We start from the raw sequence: 16630 nt of genomic DNA, 5'->3' as shown, positions 1-16630 counted from the left end.
GAGTCGATATGTTATGAGCAACAGAAATTGTGAGCGGATAACAATATTAAAACTCAATTGCAGAAATAGACTCAAAAACGTTCAGGAGCCAAGCCATCATGAGCGATACCGTTTTATCGTATCCAGCACGCCATCGTGCTACGCTGCAAGAAATCCTTGCCCGACGCGACTGGGAGAATCCAGCCTGTACCCACTATCAGCGGCTACCCGCACATTCACCGTTCAACAGCTGGCGCAGCATGGCTGCCGCACAACAAGATGAACCTTCTCAGCGGCTTCGTCGTCTGAATGGCGAATGGACGTTTAGCTATTTCACCCGCCCGGAAGCCGTACCAGAAAGCTGGTTACAGCAAGATCTGCCTGATTCAAGTACGATTCCAGTGCCTGCCAATTGGCAGCTACAGGGCTATGCCACCCCGATTTACACCAACGTAAAATACCCGATCCCCGTTAACCCACCCTATGTACCAGAAGATAATCCCACGGGTTGTTATTCGCTCACTTTTAAGGTCAATCACGATTGGATCCGTTGCGGACAAACCCGGATTATTTTTGACGGTGTCAACTCCGCGTTTTACCTCTGGTGTAACGGCCATTGGGTGGGATATTCGCAAGATAGTCGTCTGCCTGCGGAATTTGATATTGGTTGCTATCTGACGACCGGAGAGAATCGGCTGGCGGTGATGGTGCTACGCTGGTCTGACGGCAGCTATCTGGAAGATCAGGACATGTGGCGTATGAGCGGTATTTTCCGCGACGTCACGCTTCTGCATAAACCGACGATTCACCTCAGCGATATCCAGCTCACTACGCCGCTCAGCGCCGATTTCCGCCACGGTACGCTGGATATTCAGGTGAAGGCAACGCTCTCTGAAGCCGAAGCTAAAAACCACCGTATCCACGCACAGCTTTGGCGCGGTAATAGACTTATTGGCGACACGCACCAGGCGTTCGGCGGCGATAATGTCGATGAACGCGGTGCCTATCATGACAAATCTTTTCTCCGTATCGACGTACCACAACCCGACCTGTGGAGCGCCGAACTGCCACACCTGTATCGCGCCGTTATCGCTCTGGAAACAGTAGAAGGCGAACTGGTCGAAGCGGAAGCCTATGATGTCGGTTTCAGAAAAGTTGAAATCCGTAGCGGCCTGCTATTGCTGAACGGTCAACCGCTGTTGATTCGCGGGGTTAACCGTCACGAACACCATCCTCAGCACGGCCAGGTCATGGATGAAGACACGATGCGGCACGATATTATGCTGATGAAGCAGCATAACTTTAACGCCGTACGCTGCTCACATTATCCCAACCACCCGCTGTGGTATCGGCTGTGCGATCGCTACGGTCTGTATGTTGTAGATGAAGCGAACATTGAGACACACGGCATGCAGCCGATGAATCGTCTGTCGGACGATCCCGTCTGGCTGGCGGCCTACAGCGAGCGCGTATCAAGGATGGTACAGCGCGACCGCAATCATCCCTGTATCATTATCTGGTCATTAGGGAATGAATCCGGCTACGGCGCAAATCATGATGCACTCTACCAGTGGATCAAACGCCACGATCCCACTCGCCCTGTGCATTACGAAGGCGGCGGTGCGAATAGCCGTGCGACTGACATTGTGTGTCCAATGTACGCCCGCGTTGATGAAGATCAGCCCTTCCCCAGCGTACCCAAATGGTCAATTACCAAATGGGTCAGCATGCCGGACGAACATCGGCCACTCATCCTCTGCGAGTACGCACACGCAATGGGCAATATCTGGGGGGATTCGCCCGCTACTGGCAGGCATTCCGCCAGTACCCTCGGTTACAGGGTGGATTCATCTGGGACTGGGTCGATCAGGCGCTGACCCGCCATGATGAACAAGGCAACGCCTACTGGGCATATGGCGGAGATTTTGGCGATATGCCTAACGATCGCCAGTTCTGTCTGGACGGACTGCTTTTTCCCGATCGCACCCCGCATCCCAGCCTGTATGAAGCCCAGCGAGCACAGCAGCACATTCAATTCGCCTGGCAGGCAGAATCCCCATGTGAGCTGCGCGTCACCAGTGAATATCTGTTTCGCCATACGGACAACGAGCAGTTGAACTGGAGCATTACGCTGAATGATAAGACGCTCGCAGAAGGTGCATTACCGTTGATGCTCGCTCCGCAGGCCACTCAGACTCTGACGCTATTGGAAGCCCTTCCCACTGTCGAGCGTGCAGGAGAGCTTTGGCTTAATGTTGAAGTCGTACAGCCGAAAGCCACCGCCTGGTCAGAAGCCAATCACCGCTGCGCCTGGGATCAGTGGCAACTTCCTACACCGCTTCATCTTCCTGAAGCACGTTGTTCTGGACAGAAGAAACCACCTGTTCTGCACTCGTCCGAGGCGTACGTTGACATCATTCAGGACGAACAGCACTGGCGCTTTAACCGACAAAGCGGCTGGCTGGAACAGTGGTGGACGACGGATACTCCAACACTGTTAACCCCCTTGCAGGATCAGTTTGTTCGGGCACCGCTTGATAACGACATCGGTATCAGCGAGGTCGATCGTATCGATCCGCGCGCCTGGGCCGAACGTTGGAAATCAGCCGGGCTTTATCAATTACAGACGCAGTGTGTTGCTATTCAGGCTGAACAACTCACCGATACCGTGCACATTGTTACTGAGCACGTATTCCGCCATGCCGGACAGATCCTGCTACGGAGTAAAAAGCGCTGGCAGGTTGATGCACATGGCGTGATGACCGTGGATGTCGATGTTGATGCCGCCACGGTGCTGCCGTCACTGGCCAGAGTGGGCTTGAGCTGCCAGTTAGCCGACGTCGCGCCTCAGGTCAGTTGGGTCGGGCTTGGGCCACATGAAAATTACCCAGACCGACAGCTCGCGGCACAGCATGGGCATTGGAATCTGCCGTTGGATGATCTTCACACACCTTACATTTTCCCGACGGAAAACGGGCTGCGCTGCAATACACGCACGCTGACCTATGGCAAATGGACGATCGCCGGAAACTTCCACTTTGGGTTAAGCCGCTACGGGCTAGCACAATTGATGACGTGTACCCACCATCATTTATTAGAAAAGGAAAAAGGCGTTTGGCTCAATCTGGATGGCTTCCACATGGGGATAGGTGGCGATGACTCCTGGAGCCCTAGCGTTCATCGCGATGATTTACTCACGGCCACGCATTATCACTATCGCGTCGCTCTTCAGCAAAGCTAACCATATTGATATGAAAATACAGTATTAAAAAACAACGAAAGAGAGCGGGTATCTACGCTAAATAATTCGAGTTGCAGGCAGGCGGCAAGAGAAGGCATCCCGATGAGCTTACTCAAGTAAGTGATTCGGTGACAACGCTGCCAGGAGCAGATTTGAACGCTGCTAGCCGCGGCCCTTTAGAGCGATGCCCACGACGGGCCGAGTATTTGAGCGTAGCCAACACACCTGCGGCTTGAAGTATGACGGGAATACCGCCTCTTTCCATCGTGATGGTATCCAGCAAGTATATATCCGCCGTCAAAATAAACGCTGCGGATATATACATATCGGAGAAAATAACATGTACTACCTACATAATAAAAATTTCTGGATATTCGGCCTGTTTTTCTTTTTCTACTTCTTTATCATGGGAGCCTATTTCCCTTTCTTTCCTATCTGGCTTCACGATATTAATCAAATAAGCAAAAGCGACACGGGCATTATCTTCGCCTGTATATCTTTCTTCGCGCTATTGTTTCAACCGATATTTGGCCTGTTGTCAGATAAATTAGGATTAAGGAAACACCTGCTATGGATTATTACTATCATGCTGGTGTTTTTTGCTCCGTTCTTTATCTATGTTTTTGGTCCGCTATTAAAATACAACATCGTTTTAGGTTCCATCGCCGGCGGAATTTACCTGGGGTTTATCAACAATGGTGGCGCACCCGCGATTGAGGCGTATATCGAGAAAGTCAGCCGCCGCAGCCAGTTTGAATTTGGCCGTGCGCGCCTGTTCGGTTGCCTCGGTTGGGCGCTCTGCGCGTCTATCGTCGGGATTATGTTTACCATCAATAACCAGTTTGTTTTCTGGCTGGGCTCCGGTTGTGCTGTTATCCTCGCTATCCTGTTGCTGCTGGCTAAACCAGAAGCCTCCTCCAGCGCTCTCGTTGCCGATCAAGTAGGCTCCAACCAGAAACCGTTCAACCTGAAGATGGCAGTCGAATTGCTAAAAGAGCGCAAAATCTGGTTCCTGACGCTCTATGTCGTTGGCGTTTCTTGTACCTATGATGTGTTCGATCAGCAGTTTGCCAACTTCTTCACCTCGTTTTTCGAGACCCGGCAGGAAGGAACGCGGGTATTTGGCTACGTCACCACGCTGGGTGAATTGCTTAATGCCAGCATCATGTTTTTCGCACCGCTGATTGTGAACCGTATCGGGGGTAAAAACGCCCTGCTCATTGCCGGTACCATTATGTCTGTGCGCATTATCGGTTCGGCCTTTGCCAGTTCCGTACTGGAAGTGATTGTGTTGAAAACGCTGCACATGTTTGAAGTGCCGTTCCTGATTGTCGGCTGCTTCAAATACATCACCACGGTCTTTGAAGTCCGCTTTTCCGCGACGATTTATCTGGTGTGCTTCTGCTTCTTTAAACAGGTATCCATCATTTTCATGTCCATCTTTGCTGGCAATATGTATGACAGTATCGGTTTTCATGGCACTTACCTGATTTTAGGCGGCATCGCCCTCTCCTTTACCGCGATATCCCTATTTACCCTGTCAGGAAAAGGGCCGTTGTATGCCTTTTCTGATAAACAGAAAGCGCCGCTGAATACACTCTAGCGATGGCAGGGCGCGATAAAATGCCGATATTTGCCAAAAATATCGGCAGATTGCACACTCTATCGCCGAACAGTGCAATTTTGTGGTTTATGCCTTTGACATGCACGACACACGCCGTTATCATGCGCCCCGTTCACACGATTCCTCTGTAGTTCAGTCGGTAGAACGGCGGACTGTTAATCCGTATGTCACTGGTTCGAGTCCAGTCAGAGGAGCCAAATTCTTGTTTTCATGCCGCTTTGCGAATCCCTATGTGATTCAGATTCAATAAGTTAGCGTGAAAAGTCTTCCCGATGCATTTTCAGTTTTCCCTCTGCATCGGGAGAATTTGGTGGTCAGATTTGGGGTCAAGTTGGTTCGATGACGGAGTGACCCCCAAATGTCTCTTAACGACTCAAAAATCCGCAACTTAAAACCATCTGCTAAACCCTTCAAAGTTTCCGATTCTCATGGTCTGTATCTGCTGGTTAATCCAGGCGGTTCACGTCTCTGGTATCTCAAATATCGTATCAATAAAAAAGAATCCCGCCTCGGCTTAGGTGCCTATCCTGATGTCTCTCTGGCTGATGCTCGTCAACAGCGTGACGGTATCCGTAAGCTACTGGTGCAGAATATCAACCCGGCACAACAGCGCTCTGCTGAAAGAGCCACTGCGTTGCCAGAAGAAACCTTCAAGTCTGTTGCACTGAGCTGGCATAAAAGCAACAAAGCATGGTCTGAAAATCATGCCGTCCGTCTGCTCGCCAGCATGAATAACCATATTTTTCCGATCATTGGGCATTTACCTGTCTCTGAACTAAAACCACGTCATTTTATAGAACTGCTGAAAGGGATTGAGAAAAAAGGCCTATTGGAAGTGGCGGCACGTTCCCGACAGCATATGTGCAACATCATGCGCCATGCCGTGCATCAGGAGTTGATAGATAACAATCCGGCGGCAAATCTGGACGGTATCATCGCCCCTCCGGTTAAACGCCACTACCCAGCCCTTCCGCTGGAGCGACTATCGGAGCTGTTGACTCGCATCGAGGACTATAAGCAAGGACGAGAATTGACCCGTCTGGCAGTCTCACTCACCCTGCATCTGTTCATCCGTTCCAGCGAACTGCGTTTTGCCCGTTGGTCTGAGATCGATTTCAAAAACAAAATCTGGACTATTCCTGCCAATCGCAAGGCTATCCCCAGTGTTCGCTATTCCGGGCGTGGCGCTAAAATGCGCACACCGCATATCGTTCCTCTCTCCAGTCAGTCCATCACTATTCTGAAACAGATACGGGAAATATCTGGGCATCAGGAGCTGGTATTTCCCGGTGATCATAATCCGTATAAGCCGATGTGCGAAAACACGATCAACAAGGCACTGCGCCAGATGGGCTACGACACAAAAAGCGACATCTGTGGTCACGGATTCAGAGCAATGGCCTGCAGTGCGCTGATGGAATCTGGGCTGTGGGCTCAGGATGCGGTTGAACGGCAGATGAGCCATCAGGAACGCAACAGTGTTCGAGCAGCTTACATCCATAAAGCGGAATATCTCGATGCCCGTAAAGCGATGATGCAGTGGTGGTCGGATTATCTGGATACCAACCGAGAAAGATATGTTGCGCCATACATTTATGCTCAACAACATAAGACAACTGGAGCTGCCTGATCGATAACTATCTTAAAAGCAGATCCTGATAGAAGGATCTGCTTTTAAGGCTGCGAGAAAGTTTTTCCCCAGCATTTCAAAAAAATCGAGAAATGTCAGTAAACTGTTCAGACTGGATACATGAATAAAAGTCTATTACGGGGTAATCAACAACGTAGAATTAGGGTTGCATTTATTATAACGATGGTACTGCAAGATTAACGTTGCTAGATCCTCATCAACAGCATAGAAATACGCTTCCAGCACAGCCGCAAATCGGCAAACCAGACTAAAATCCGGCGAACTGACTTCCCTTTCATATTGGCTTACGCGGGAACTCGACGTTTCTTCATCCAGTCCAGCGACACAACCGAGCTCGACCTGTTTTAATCCTACATTCACTCGAGCGAATGTTAATCGTTTACGAATCGAGCCATTACCGACTTCGCAGGTTAACAAGTGAAAGTGATTTTCACTTGTCTTTTTTATAGGTTTCGTCCGGTAGATCGTTAAGATGATGCTCGCTCAAAGATGGGGGGAGCTTGCTACTTTCATCAGCAGATGTAGCTTTGTCATTTTCCTCATCCATTGCTTTTTTAAAACCTTTAATCGATGCCCCTAAATCAGCACCCAGACTGCTTAATTTTTTCGTCCCAAAGAGTAAAATAATAATTGCCGCGATAATTAATAGCTGCGTGATACTAATGCCACCCATAGATACCTCATCAGTTAACTTTCCTTAATCAGGAATAACATAACTCTATATTGAACAGGGTCAGCGCGAAAACCAAAATCCACCTAGCCAATTAAATTAGCACAGGCTATTAATGATATTGCGCTGAACTTAAATCCTGTTACTTATTCAGATATGACTATTAAACCAATCAAGCATCACTTCTGGATTTTTACCGAAATAGTTGTAGCCCTGAAAACGCTGATCGGTTCCTTCTATCCAGAACAACTTTTTATCCGTGGCAGATATCGTGTCATAAATTTCCTGCACATTCGAGGGCTTAGTCAGAAAATCATTGCGAACCTGCGCAACCAACGTTGGCACCGTGACTGCTTTAGCATATTCCATCGGCCAGACATCAGCCAGATGATAGCCGGTTCTTCTGTGGAATGCGGTATCGAATTTCTCTACGCCATTAACAATGTGTTGTGCCTCCACTGCTTTCTCAACAAACACCCTCGGCGTCACAGGTTGCAAAGCAAATAATGCTTTAACGTGTGCAAAATCTTTCGGGTGCTTGTGCATCCCCACAATCGTGGCATTTGCGCCCAAGCAACGGCTGTAAAGCGCTGTTTTCATTTTTTTCGTTTCAGAACGCGTTTTCGCATAGCGTAAAGAACCAATCACATCACGATATTCCAGTACACCATGCCCATTAACACCACCGCTTCCCAACCCGCTACGCCCATGATTACGGATATCATAAGCAATGATGTTATAGCCTGCATCGTGTAACACTTTATATTCTGGCAGGAAATTCACCTCGAAACCGCCAAAATTGGTCCAGGGTTCTAAGTGCCCAGGATAGCCATAACGATTACACGGCATGGGGTGGTTACAGATGATAAGTTTATTCGAGTTCGCGGGAATGAACCAACCTTCGACAGTGACACCATCGATGGCAGGGAAAAATATTTCCTCAAATTCCATACCATATTCGTTTGGCCATCTCAAAATAGGCGTACGAGTCGAGTGCGCCATTAAGTCAGCCAATCCGTTGATAAATGCATCGGATGCAGTATCGGCCGTAGCGTCATTCGTAGTCGTTACGGTGGTGGCTGCAGAGGCACTCGCGGCCACCACTCCCGAAGAGACTGCAGCAACAATCGGAAGTGCAGCAAGAGACAGACCTGTTTTCAACATCTGTCGACGACTTTGTAAAAGGGACCGTTCCTGTACAGTTTTGGTATCGTTATTATGACGCATGTTAGTCTCCTTATTTCCTATCTAAACGTGAGTTGCCGTTAAACCATGAGGCAATTGCCTTCTATTGTTTCGGCGGCACGAATCCTTCAGTAAGGATTACGGACCCTTCCGTCGATGCAATGCGAAATTTCTTGGCTGCGGTATATTCAGGGGAATTATAAAAGCGCTGTGCATCTGCAAGACTTGGGAATTCAGCAATGGCCATGACTGATTTTGGATGCCCTTCCACAGCGGTTGCATTTAAATTAAAAACAGTCACGGTGCCATGATATTTCGGTGCCAACGATCCGGCTGCATCCATATACTTCTGAAAACCAGCCTGATCTTTAATATCATAATTTGCGATCATATATCCGCGTGGTTGAATCTCCTGTGCGTGTCCCATGGCAGAAAATACCAAACTCATAGCAGCAATCGCACCGATAAAACATTTTTTCATTATATAAACTCCCCAGTGTGGTTATTGATGCGACGAAAATAGGTCGTCGGTAGTCGTAAATTGAGGAGAGAATAACCGGAAAAAATTGGTTAGATTAGAGGCAATAATTTGCATGCACTTAGAAAGGAATTTTATGAATAGGCTACAGTACGCAGATTCACAACCTAGTTAACTGAGAGTTCATACTCTACTAGCCTTTGTAGCGAAGTGTGTCAATCAGAAGGGCGAAGGCTGGTGTATGTTGTTTTCTGCTGGGGTAGTAAAGATGGTAACCTGAGACAGGTGGACACCAATCTTCCAAGACTCGGATTAAACGCCCTGCAGTAATATGCTGAATAACATGGCTTTCAAAAGTGTAAACCAGGCCCAATCCGCTTAGCGCCGCATCCTCCAACATTTCGTTATCGTTGATAATCAACGGCCCGTTAACACGAACCTCCAGCGCATCTCCCTCCTTTTCAAACTCCCAAGCATAAATACCGCCACCTGAACTCTGTCTGTAACTGATGCAACGGTGTTCACTCAACTCACGCGGCGTTTTGGGGGGCTTTCGTGCCGTAAAGTAGGAGGCAGAACCAACCACAGCCATACGAATATCGGGACTTATTCTGACTGCGATCATATCTTTCTGCACCTGCTCCCCCATGCGAATACCGGCGTCAAACCGACCAGCAACAATATCAGTCAGCCCTTCGTTAACACTGATCTCGACCATGATATCTGGGTAATCGTGTAAGAATGGAGTCAGTGCTGGCAGGAGTACCGTTCTGGCGGCATGTCGAAACGTGGTGATACGGATAGTCCCTGCGGGCTTACCTCGCTGGGAACTGAGGGCCGCAATTTCATGGTTGATATGTTCAAATGCCGGCTTTAACGCATGGAGTAGTCGCTCCCCTGCATCCGTTAGCGATAAGCTACGGGTGGTTCGGGAGAGTAGGCGTGTATCAAGACGCTGCTCAAGCATGCGTACTGTGTAGCTCAGTGCCGACTGTGACAGCCCAAGTTTTGCAGCTGCTCGCGTAAAGCTACCCTCTTCAGCTACAGCAATAAAGACGGCAAAATCACTAAAATCACCTTTTTTCATTCAGATATCCTACCTTAGTAAGCCGACATGCTGATCTACACTGAACAAAACTTTTAGGTATATCAACTTCTGTATATTTTATCGTAAATTGTGCCATATTCTCACATGCATTCAAAAATAAACAAGCTCATAAAAAAGACACTATAATCAATCATCTAAAAGATTAGTTTTATCTCTTTTTATTATGATCATGATTCACTAAATCCTGCTGAAATAGGCAATAATTAAATCAAATCTGGCAATACGATTCCTTTTTATCCCCGCATACTGCTACATCATCAGCGACTCAATATTCTCGCGTTTAAGCGTAAATCGTCATCTGCCTGAAACAGGAAGTCGCCCTCTTACCTTTACTTGAATTGGGTACATCTTAACCTGGCTGTCATAAATGTCAGGGGACAGTCAGGCTGGCGTTGGATTGAGGCATTTATACTGTGGAAAAACGCAGATAGGTGCAAAAATAACATGATAGAGAAAGGTAACATGCGATTACTACTAGTTGAAGATGAGGAGAAAACCTCATCTTATATCTACCGAGCGCTAAGCGAACTAGGCTATATGGTCGATATAGCTGCCGACGGGATAGAAGGCTTACATCTCGCAGTTCAGTACGACTATGACGCCATAATTCTGGACGTTATGCTGCCGGGAAAAGATGGATACTCAGTACTGGAAGGATTACGCCTCCATAAACAAACACCAGTGCTAATGCTATCAGCTCGCGGCTCAGTCGATGAGCGCGTGAAAGGATTACGGCATGGGGCTGACGATTATTTGTCAAAGCCCTTTTCTTTAATTGAGCTTGTCGCTCGGATTCAGGCGCTACTGCGTCGCCGAGTCAGTGACGGTGCAGATGTCACACAGCTACATATTGATGATATGCATCTCGATCTTCTGGCAAGACGCGTAACTCGTGCAGGGCAACGTCTGGAACTGACAGCTAAAGAATTCGCGTTACTGAGCCTGCTAGCACGACATCAAGGCGAGATACTGTCGAAAATGATGATTGCCGAGCAGGTATGGGATATGAATTTCGATAGCGATGCCAATGTGGTAGAGGTGGCTGTCAAGCGACTAAGAGCCAAAGTGGACACCCCCTATACAGTGAAACTGCTCCATACCGTCAGGGGAATGGGCTATGTGTTAGAAAATCGCCCCACGCCTCAAGCTGATCAATGAGCTAAACCATGACGAAACTCTCTATATCCATCCGCCTAGCGCTGATGTTCGCCTTGGCTGCTATGGTGATCGTTTCCGGCTACGCCGTCCTACTCCACAACTCTTTGCATGAATCGTTGCGTAACCAAATGCATAAAGAGTTGCAATTTCGCCACTCGCTAATCGCCCCCTATTTAACCTCGCTAACCACGCCAAAAGACTGGCAAATGATTCAGGCTAAATTCGACAATCTCATTCAAGTCGAAGGTGGGAAAGCACAATATTGGATCCTCAGTGAGGATCCCCGCTATCGCATAGGTTCCCCACTCCCAAGTGGCGTCAATTGGGCACAATTAAAAAGTGGTTTTACCAAAATGCCCGACAACGAAGATACCCGCTCATTTTACCTATTGATTACCGATATCCCCTCGCGTGATGAACGTCCAGCTCTGCGTTCCGCAGTAGCGATTGATTCCACCCCTTACTTGGGTACGCTAAACGAATTTACTCGGGTGTTAATCATTATTACTGTACTCGGTGTACTGTTAGTTGCGGTGTTGGGTTTCGTTATTGCGCGTATTGGCATGCGGCCAGTTAACTACCTAAGCAGACAAGCACATACCCTTGCCCCTGGAGATAATAGCCGTCGCCTTGATACCGTAGCTCTACCTGTTGAACTGCAAAAACTCGCAACCTCATTTAACGGTGTTCTTGCCCGTCAGGAGGTAGCCTGGAAACAGCTAGAAAGTTTTAACGCTGATGTCGCCCACGAATTACGGACACCACTCACCAATCTTATTGGCCAAACTCAACTTGGACTATCGCGAAAGCGTACCTCCCGCGAGTGGGAGGATTTACTCCAGTCTAACCTCGAAGAACTCGAGCGAATGACCTCGATTGTCAATGACATGCTATTCCTTTCTCATGCTCAGGCGGGCCAGTTTGCTAAGCAATTAACCGAGGTGTCGCTGCGTGAGGAAACGTTAAAAACTGCGGAATACGTGGAACCTTCCTTTGCCGAAAAAGCCCTCACCCTCAGTATTGATGGTGACGTATTGGTTCAGGTCGATCGTAGACTTTTTCATCGTTCTCTTGCTAATTTATTAGAAAATAGCGCACGACACGCTCCTGAAAACAGCGAAATAACAGTAACAATAGAAAAGGTTGGTGAGTTGGCCCATATAGCCGTCGCTAACGAAGGAGAGCCTATTGAAAATACGCATTTGAACCGTCTATTTGAACGTTTTTATCGTGTAGACGCCTCACGTTCCCGCAGTGATATGCATCATGGACTGGGCCTCTCGATCGTCCGCGCTATCGCGTTAATGCACCACGGGGATGTATTTGCTAAAAGTAAGGATGGTATCAATACATTCGGCTTTTCTCTATCCATTGCTCCACACGAAAAAGAGCAGTAAAAGAGATTTACGTTGCAAGCACCAATAATGCAAAGGCGATAACTAATGTTATCGCCTTTGCATCATACATACTCAATAGATATATACTAACTATCGATAAATAACTGCAACGCCATGTAGGCTATTATTCCCGTGGGCAGAAATAATTCTGTAAGCACTAGCCCCAGCCTTACTTGCTTTATCAGCAACTTTATTCTCCAGATCATCCAGCGTAGAAGCGCTACGCACTGAAACAACGCCAATCTTTGTTAAGCCCTCATCCGAGGTCACGCTCTTAGCAGCAAAGGCACTGGTTGAAATAGAAAGAATAACACATGCAGAAAGGATACATTTAATACGATTCATATAACCACCTTAATAAATTCACTATTCTAGGAAAACCTATTTAACGCAGCCATAATATGATCGCGTACCTGACATACGCATGACCATCCAATAACATTTTTGTCAGGAAGAAAAAAATTATTTTTTTATAAAATCGCTTATCAGTATAAATTCTGACAGCTATGTCAGCCAAATGTCAGCATCTCGACCCTATCAATGGATTACCATTAATTCATGGGGGGCGCATTCATCGCTCTTCTACCGAATACAGTTACCAAAGTAATAATGCGATCAAATTTACAAATATGGTACAACGGAGTTTACTATGAACGATAAAGTATTTAACGAGCAAAGACGTAAGTTTCTGGGTACATCCGCGCTGGTAGTCTCTGGCGTTGCAATGGGGGGAAGCATGTTGATGCCTTCTTTAGCCTCAGCTGCATCAGCAAAATCTACGGCCTCAGCTTCCCCACGTGCGACAGTAACAGTGCCTACCGTGATTGGATACGCCAACGAGAAAGGTCTTACCATCGATCGTGTTACTTATTCCAACAGAAATACACAGACAAATATCGTTGCGAATCTATTCAAACCTGCTGATTTTGATAAGAATAAAAGATACGCAGCCATTGTTGTTACTCACCCGATCGGCGGAGTAAAAGAACAAACTGCCGGCCTTTATGCCCAAAAATTGGCCGAACAGGGCTTTGTCACACTCGCGTACGATGCTTCCTATCAGGGAGAGAGCGGTGGTGAACCCTATCTGATGGAATTACCATCCTCCCGTGTGGACGACATCAGTTGTTCCATCGATTTTCTCAGCACCCTTCCCTATGTTGATGCAGATCGTATCGGTTCACTCGGTATATGCGGCGGCGGCGGATATGTATTAAACGCGGCTCAGACTGAGCTACGCGTCAAAGCTGTTGCTACTGTCAGCGCCGCTGACATTGGCGATCTACGGCGAAACGGTCTTGCAAATTCCCGCACCTACGAGCAACGCATGAAACTTCTGAAAGAAGCCTCAGAGCAAAGAACTCGCGAAGCACGGGGAGAACCTATTCGCCTTACCGCAGCAGTGCCGGAATCAACAAAGGATTTCACAGACAGCACGCCTGTTATGTATAAAGAGGGCTATGAGTACTACCGTACAGCGCGGGCCCAACACCCGAATGCGCCCGCTCGTTCCGTATTCTCAAGTCTTCCTGCCCAGATGGCATATTACGCGTTTGAACAACTTGAAACGATTTCACCACGCCCAGCACTGATGATCGCTGGTGACAAAGCAGATAGCCTGTATTTTAGTGAGCTTGCTTATCAGAAAACGCAGGAACCTAAGGAACTCTTCCTCGTTCCGGGTGCAAGCCATATTGATATGTATGATAAACCACAATACGTTACACCAGCTGTCACAAAGTTGACGGCCTTTTACCAACAATATTTAGCGTAGATTGAACATTGCCACACCAGGAAAAAACCGCCCACTGTCTACACTCCAGTGGGCGCAGCACATAAGTATCAACGTAAATTCCAGACATACTATGAGGATTACTGTATGAGAAATTCCCCTTTGCGACTCATTACCGTACGGTTATTTATTTTTCTGGCAATGTCCGTCAGCAGTTTAACGGCTATCGCCGCCCCACAGAGTCAGGAAGGAAAGCGTATTTTAGTTGTCTATTTTTCTCAGCCTGAAGATGTCAAGTTAGAAGGCGTTGATGGCGTGTCTGGGGCTAGCGTATTACAGAAAAATAACGAGAGGCTCGGTAGCACGCAATATATTGCTCAGCTCATTCAGAAGCAAACTGGCGGAGACCTATTTCGTATCGAAACAGTGAATCCTTACCCTTTGCAGCATGACCCTTTATTACAATATGCTGAAAAAGAACAAAAAGAAAATGCACGTCCAGCAATGAAAGCAAAGATTGAAAATCTTAATAATTATGACACGGTATTTATTGGTTACCCCATTTGGTGGTACAAAATGCCGATGGTGTTATACAGCTTCTTAGAACAACACGACCTACGTGGAAAAACCATCATTCCCTTTACAACGCATGGCGGTAGCCGTTTCTCAGACTCACTTAGTGAAATTGCACGCCTTCAACCGAATGCCAAACTCATTACTCAAGGACTCACGATTTCAAGAAACGATGTGACGGATGATGAGACAGTAACAGACGTTACCAATTGGCTGGATAAGTTGCCTCAATAACAGAAATCGCAGGGTAGTAAATGAAAGCAAAATATAAATTCCAGGTCATTCAAGATACGGTGATGCTGTTAATTTTGTTATCACTGATGGGGTTTCATTTATGGGGTGAAAATATACATGAATGGCTTGGTGTTATTTTTTTCTTTATTATTTTATTGCATAACGGTTTAAATAGCCATTGGTTCCAAAAACTCTTTCAAGGGGAATATTCGGCACTCCGTTTCCTACAAGTATCGGTGAATATTCTCTTAATGTTGGTTTTACTTTCCGCAATACTTAGTGGAATAATGCTATCACGGCATGTCTTACCTGACTTGCCGATCCATAGCACATCAGATCTTGTCAGGAAAATACACATGACCAGTGTACATTGGGGGCAGGTTATTATTGCCCTGCATTTAGGTTTGCATTGGAAAATGTTAGCTAATTTTTTCTGCAAGATATGGAGTATTTCACCAATTTCATTATTCGCCACAAAAATAATGCCACTTATTTTTATTGTGATATCAATATACGGCCTTTATACCTTTATTTATCGAGACATGCTGCCATATTTATTGATTCAGGTGGATTTTGCCTTCTTCAACTTTGAAGAGTCGAAAGCAATATTTTATTGGGATTTTTTTGCTGTCATCATTTTTTTCTCTTACCTGACAAGATATTTATTATGGCTATTTTTGTTTAGAGAAAAGCCTACAGGAGGATAATAATGGAAGGATATACCTTCTTGGAATATGTTACACAACAGTATTAAATCGCGAAAAAAAGATATAATATCAAGTCACTGATTTTTTCAGTGACTTGATTTTTTTACTCTAAAAAAACAGGCTTATTTTGACACATAAAACTACAAGGTCGCCAACTGCTGTTTCAATTGTTCCATATCACGGCTAACTTGCGGAGCTCTCATTACATCATAAGAGCCGAATATAGGCAGAATTTCAAAACCGCAAAATTTATAAACAGATGTGGTCGCAGAAAATAGATCCTCGAGAGAGCGCCCTGCATGCAACTTTTGATTCTTGTCGTTAAATGCTTCTTTTGGCGAATTCATTGTCAAGGATAACAGGAATTTTTTACCCTGCAATTTCCCACCGCTACCGTACTGCCTACTCGGATCATCTGATGTCCGCCCATCCCCCGATATAAAACTTTGCTGTATCATACCTGCGGTGAACACTTCATCGACATACTTTTTATAGATCCAAGGCGCTCCGAACCAGAACATCGGTGACTGAGTAATAACAATATCTGCCCAAAGATGCTTTTGCACTTCCTCATCAATATTATAACCCTGCTCGATATAAGTTTCCCGGACCTCGTACCCCTTGTTCGTCATCTCATCCTTGATCAAGGCCGTGAACGTATTATTAAGCTTTCCCTCGCTAATACCGGGATATTTTTGATGTGCGTTGATCACAAGAACATTCTGTTTCGTGCTTTGTGGGGCAGCAACGGCACTATCTACAAAGCCAGGTAACAGTGCCGCCGCAGTTACAATGAGCCCCATATTAATGAATGTGCGGCGCTCATATCCCGCGATATTACCCACATCCTTATCTTCATCCTCTTTGAACGGTGGATTACTCATTTGGATAGT

General features: G+C 46.6%; 14 protein-coding genes, 1 tRNA gene and 1 pseudogene. 9 read left to right on the top strand and 7 right to left on the bottom strand.

Going from position 1 to position 16630, the window contains the following annotated elements:
* Nucleotides 1-98: 98 nt before the first annotated feature.
* The 4 genes and pseudogenes from KKH3_RS06090 to KKH3_RS06075 all read left to right on the top strand — a co-directional run bounded on the left by KKH3_RS06090 (nt 99) and on the right by KKH3_RS06075 (nt 6474).
* Nucleotides 99-3220: pseudogene (locus KKH3_RS06090) on the top strand (beta-galactosidase).
* Between the two features lie 340 nt (nt 3221-3560).
* Nucleotides 3561-4823 carry an MFS transporter gene (locus KKH3_RS06085; protein ID WP_039356973.1) on the top strand — a complete coding sequence of 421 codons (1263 nt, stop codon included), beginning with the start codon at nt 3561-3563 and terminating at the stop codon, nt 4821-4823.
* A gap of 142 nt (nt 4824-4965) precedes the next feature.
* Nucleotides 4966-5041, top strand: a tRNA-Asn gene (locus KKH3_RS06080).
* A gap of 161 nt (nt 5042-5202) precedes the next feature.
* Complete coding sequence (locus KKH3_RS06075) at nt 5203-6474, top strand: tyrosine-type recombinase/integrase (protein ID WP_039356970.1); 1272 nt, start codon at nt 5203-5205, stop codon at nt 6472-6474.
* A 135-nt stretch (nt 6475-6609) separates the two neighbouring features.
* Here KKH3_RS06075 and KKH3_RS22425 read toward each other — a convergent pair whose 3' ends face one another.
* The 5 genes from KKH3_RS22425 to KKH3_RS06055 form a co-directional block, all read right to left on the bottom strand.
* A complete protein-coding gene (locus KKH3_RS22425; RefSeq protein ID WP_072034509.1) occupies nt 6610-6912 on the bottom strand; it encodes a helix-turn-helix domain-containing protein in 303 nt (100 codons plus the stop codon).
* A 13-nt stretch (nt 6913-6925) separates the two neighbouring features.
* Nucleotides 6926-7168, bottom strand: coding sequence for a Sec-independent protein translocase subunit TatA (gene tatA, locus KKH3_RS06070; protein WP_039356967.1), 243 nt, complete (start codon nt 7166-7168; stop codon nt 6926-6928).
* Nucleotides 7169-7315: 147 nt separating this feature from the next.
* Nucleotides 7316-8392 carry an alpha/beta hydrolase family protein gene (locus KKH3_RS06065; RefSeq protein WP_039356964.1) on the bottom strand — a complete coding sequence of 359 codons (1077 nt, stop codon included), beginning with the start codon at nt 8390-8392 and terminating at the stop codon, nt 7316-7318.
* A gap of 61 nt (nt 8393-8453) precedes the next feature.
* Nucleotides 8454-8831, bottom strand: coding sequence for a DUF1330 domain-containing protein (locus tag KKH3_RS06060; protein ID WP_039356961.1), 378 nt, complete (start codon nt 8829-8831; stop codon nt 8454-8456).
* Nucleotides 8832-9021: 190 nt separating this feature from the next.
* Nucleotides 9022-9915, bottom strand: a complete 894-nt coding sequence (locus KKH3_RS06055; protein ID WP_039356958.1) for a LysR family transcriptional regulator — start codon at nt 9913-9915, stop codon at nt 9022-9024.
* Between the two features lie 483 nt (nt 9916-10398).
* Here KKH3_RS06055 and KKH3_RS06050 point away from each other — a divergent pair, with 483 nt between their 5' ends.
* Nucleotides 10399-11094: a heavy metal response regulator transcription factor gene (locus tag KKH3_RS06050; protein ID WP_012885296.1), complete on the top strand. Its 696-nt coding sequence runs from the start codon at nt 10399-10401 to the stop codon at nt 11092-11094.
* Between the two features lie 8 nt (nt 11095-11102).
* A complete protein-coding gene (locus tag KKH3_RS06045; protein WP_039356954.1) occupies nt 11103-12491 on the top strand; it encodes a heavy metal sensor histidine kinase in 1389 nt (462 codons plus the stop codon).
* A gap of 90 nt (nt 12492-12581) precedes the next feature.
* Here the strand turns inward: KKH3_RS06045 and bhsA are convergent, their stop codons facing one another.
* Nucleotides 12582-12836 carry a multiple stress resistance protein BhsA gene (gene bhsA / locus KKH3_RS06040; RefSeq protein ID WP_039356952.1) on the bottom strand — a complete coding sequence of 85 codons (255 nt, stop codon included), beginning with the start codon at nt 12834-12836 and terminating at the stop codon, nt 12582-12584.
* A gap of 304 nt (nt 12837-13140) precedes the next feature.
* Between bhsA and KKH3_RS06035 the strand changes: the two genes are divergently transcribed.
* From KKH3_RS06035 to KKH3_RS06025, 3 genes are all read left to right on the top strand, one after another.
* Nucleotides 13141-14265: an alpha/beta hydrolase gene (locus KKH3_RS06035; RefSeq protein ID WP_039356950.1), complete on the top strand. Its 1125-nt coding sequence runs from the start codon at nt 13141-13143 to the stop codon at nt 14263-14265.
* 105 nt (nt 14266-14370) lie between these two features.
* Entirely contained in the window at nt 14371-15030 is a 660-nt protein-coding gene (locus tag KKH3_RS06030) for a flavodoxin (RefSeq protein WP_039356947.1), read from the top strand.
* A 20-nt stretch (nt 15031-15050) separates the two neighbouring features.
* Nucleotides 15051-15737: a DUF4405 domain-containing protein gene (locus tag KKH3_RS06025; protein ID WP_039356944.1), complete on the top strand. Its 687-nt coding sequence runs from the start codon at nt 15051-15053 to the stop codon at nt 15735-15737.
* 140 nt (nt 15738-15877) lie between these two features.
* Here KKH3_RS06025 and KKH3_RS06020 read toward each other — a convergent pair whose 3' ends face one another.
* Nucleotides 15878-16621: an NAD(P)H-dependent oxidoreductase gene (locus KKH3_RS06020; RefSeq protein ID WP_080756520.1), complete on the bottom strand. Its 744-nt coding sequence runs from the start codon at nt 16619-16621 to the stop codon at nt 15878-15880.
* Nucleotides 16622-16630 lie beyond the last annotated feature (9 nt).

This window comes from Pectobacterium actinidiae, from assembly GCF_000803315.1.
Taxonomy (GTDB): domain Bacteria; phylum Pseudomonadota; class Gammaproteobacteria; order Enterobacterales; family Enterobacteriaceae; genus Pectobacterium; species Pectobacterium actinidiae.
This window is presented reverse-complemented; position numbering and strand designations above follow the sequence as displayed.

What these genes read in the sequence shown, in the direction of transcription:
- bhsA (WP_039356952.1), bottom strand. Translation starts at nt 12,836, where the DNA reads ATGAATCGTATTAAATGTATCCTTTCTGCATGTGTTATTCTTTCTATT.
- tatA (WP_039356967.1), bottom strand. Translation starts at nt 7,168, where the DNA reads ATGGGTGGCATTAGTATCACGCAGCTATTAATTATCGCGGCAATTATT.
- KKH3_RS06030 (WP_039356947.1), top strand. Translation starts at nt 14,371, where the DNA reads ATGAGAAATTCCCCTTTGCGACTCATTACCGTACGGTTATTTATTTTT.
- KKH3_RS06050 (WP_012885296.1), top strand. Translation starts at nt 10,399, where the DNA reads ATGCGATTACTACTAGTTGAAGATGAGGAGAAAACCTCATCTTATATC.
- KKH3_RS06075 (WP_039356970.1), top strand. Translation starts at nt 5,203, where the DNA reads ATGTCTCTTAACGACTCAAAAATCCGCAACTTAAAACCATCTGCTAAA.
- KKH3_RS06025 (WP_039356944.1), top strand. Translation starts at nt 15,051, where the DNA reads ATGAAAGCAAAATATAAATTCCAGGTCATTCAAGATACGGTGATGCTG.
- KKH3_RS06045 (WP_039356954.1), top strand. Translation starts at nt 11,103, where the DNA reads ATGACGAAACTCTCTATATCCATCCGCCTAGCGCTGATGTTCGCCTTG.
- KKH3_RS06020 (WP_080756520.1), bottom strand. Translation starts at nt 16,621, where the DNA reads ATGAGTAATCCACCGTTCAAAGAGGATGAAGATAAGGATGTGGGTAAT.
- KKH3_RS06060 (WP_039356961.1), bottom strand. Translation starts at nt 8,831, where the DNA reads ATGAAAAAATGTTTTATCGGTGCGATTGCTGCTATGAGTTTGGTATTT.
- KKH3_RS06085 (WP_039356973.1), top strand. Translation starts at nt 3,561, where the DNA reads ATGTACTACCTACATAATAAAAATTTCTGGATATTCGGCCTGTTTTTC.
- KKH3_RS06055 (WP_039356958.1), bottom strand. Translation starts at nt 9,915, where the DNA reads ATGAAAAAAGGTGATTTTAGTGATTTTGCCGTCTTTATTGCTGTAGCT.
- KKH3_RS06065 (WP_039356964.1), bottom strand. Translation starts at nt 8,392, where the DNA reads ATGCGTCATAATAACGATACCAAAACTGTACAGGAACGGTCCCTTTTA.
- KKH3_RS06035 (WP_039356950.1), top strand. Translation starts at nt 13,141, where the DNA reads ATGAACGATAAAGTATTTAACGAGCAAAGACGTAAGTTTCTGGGTACA.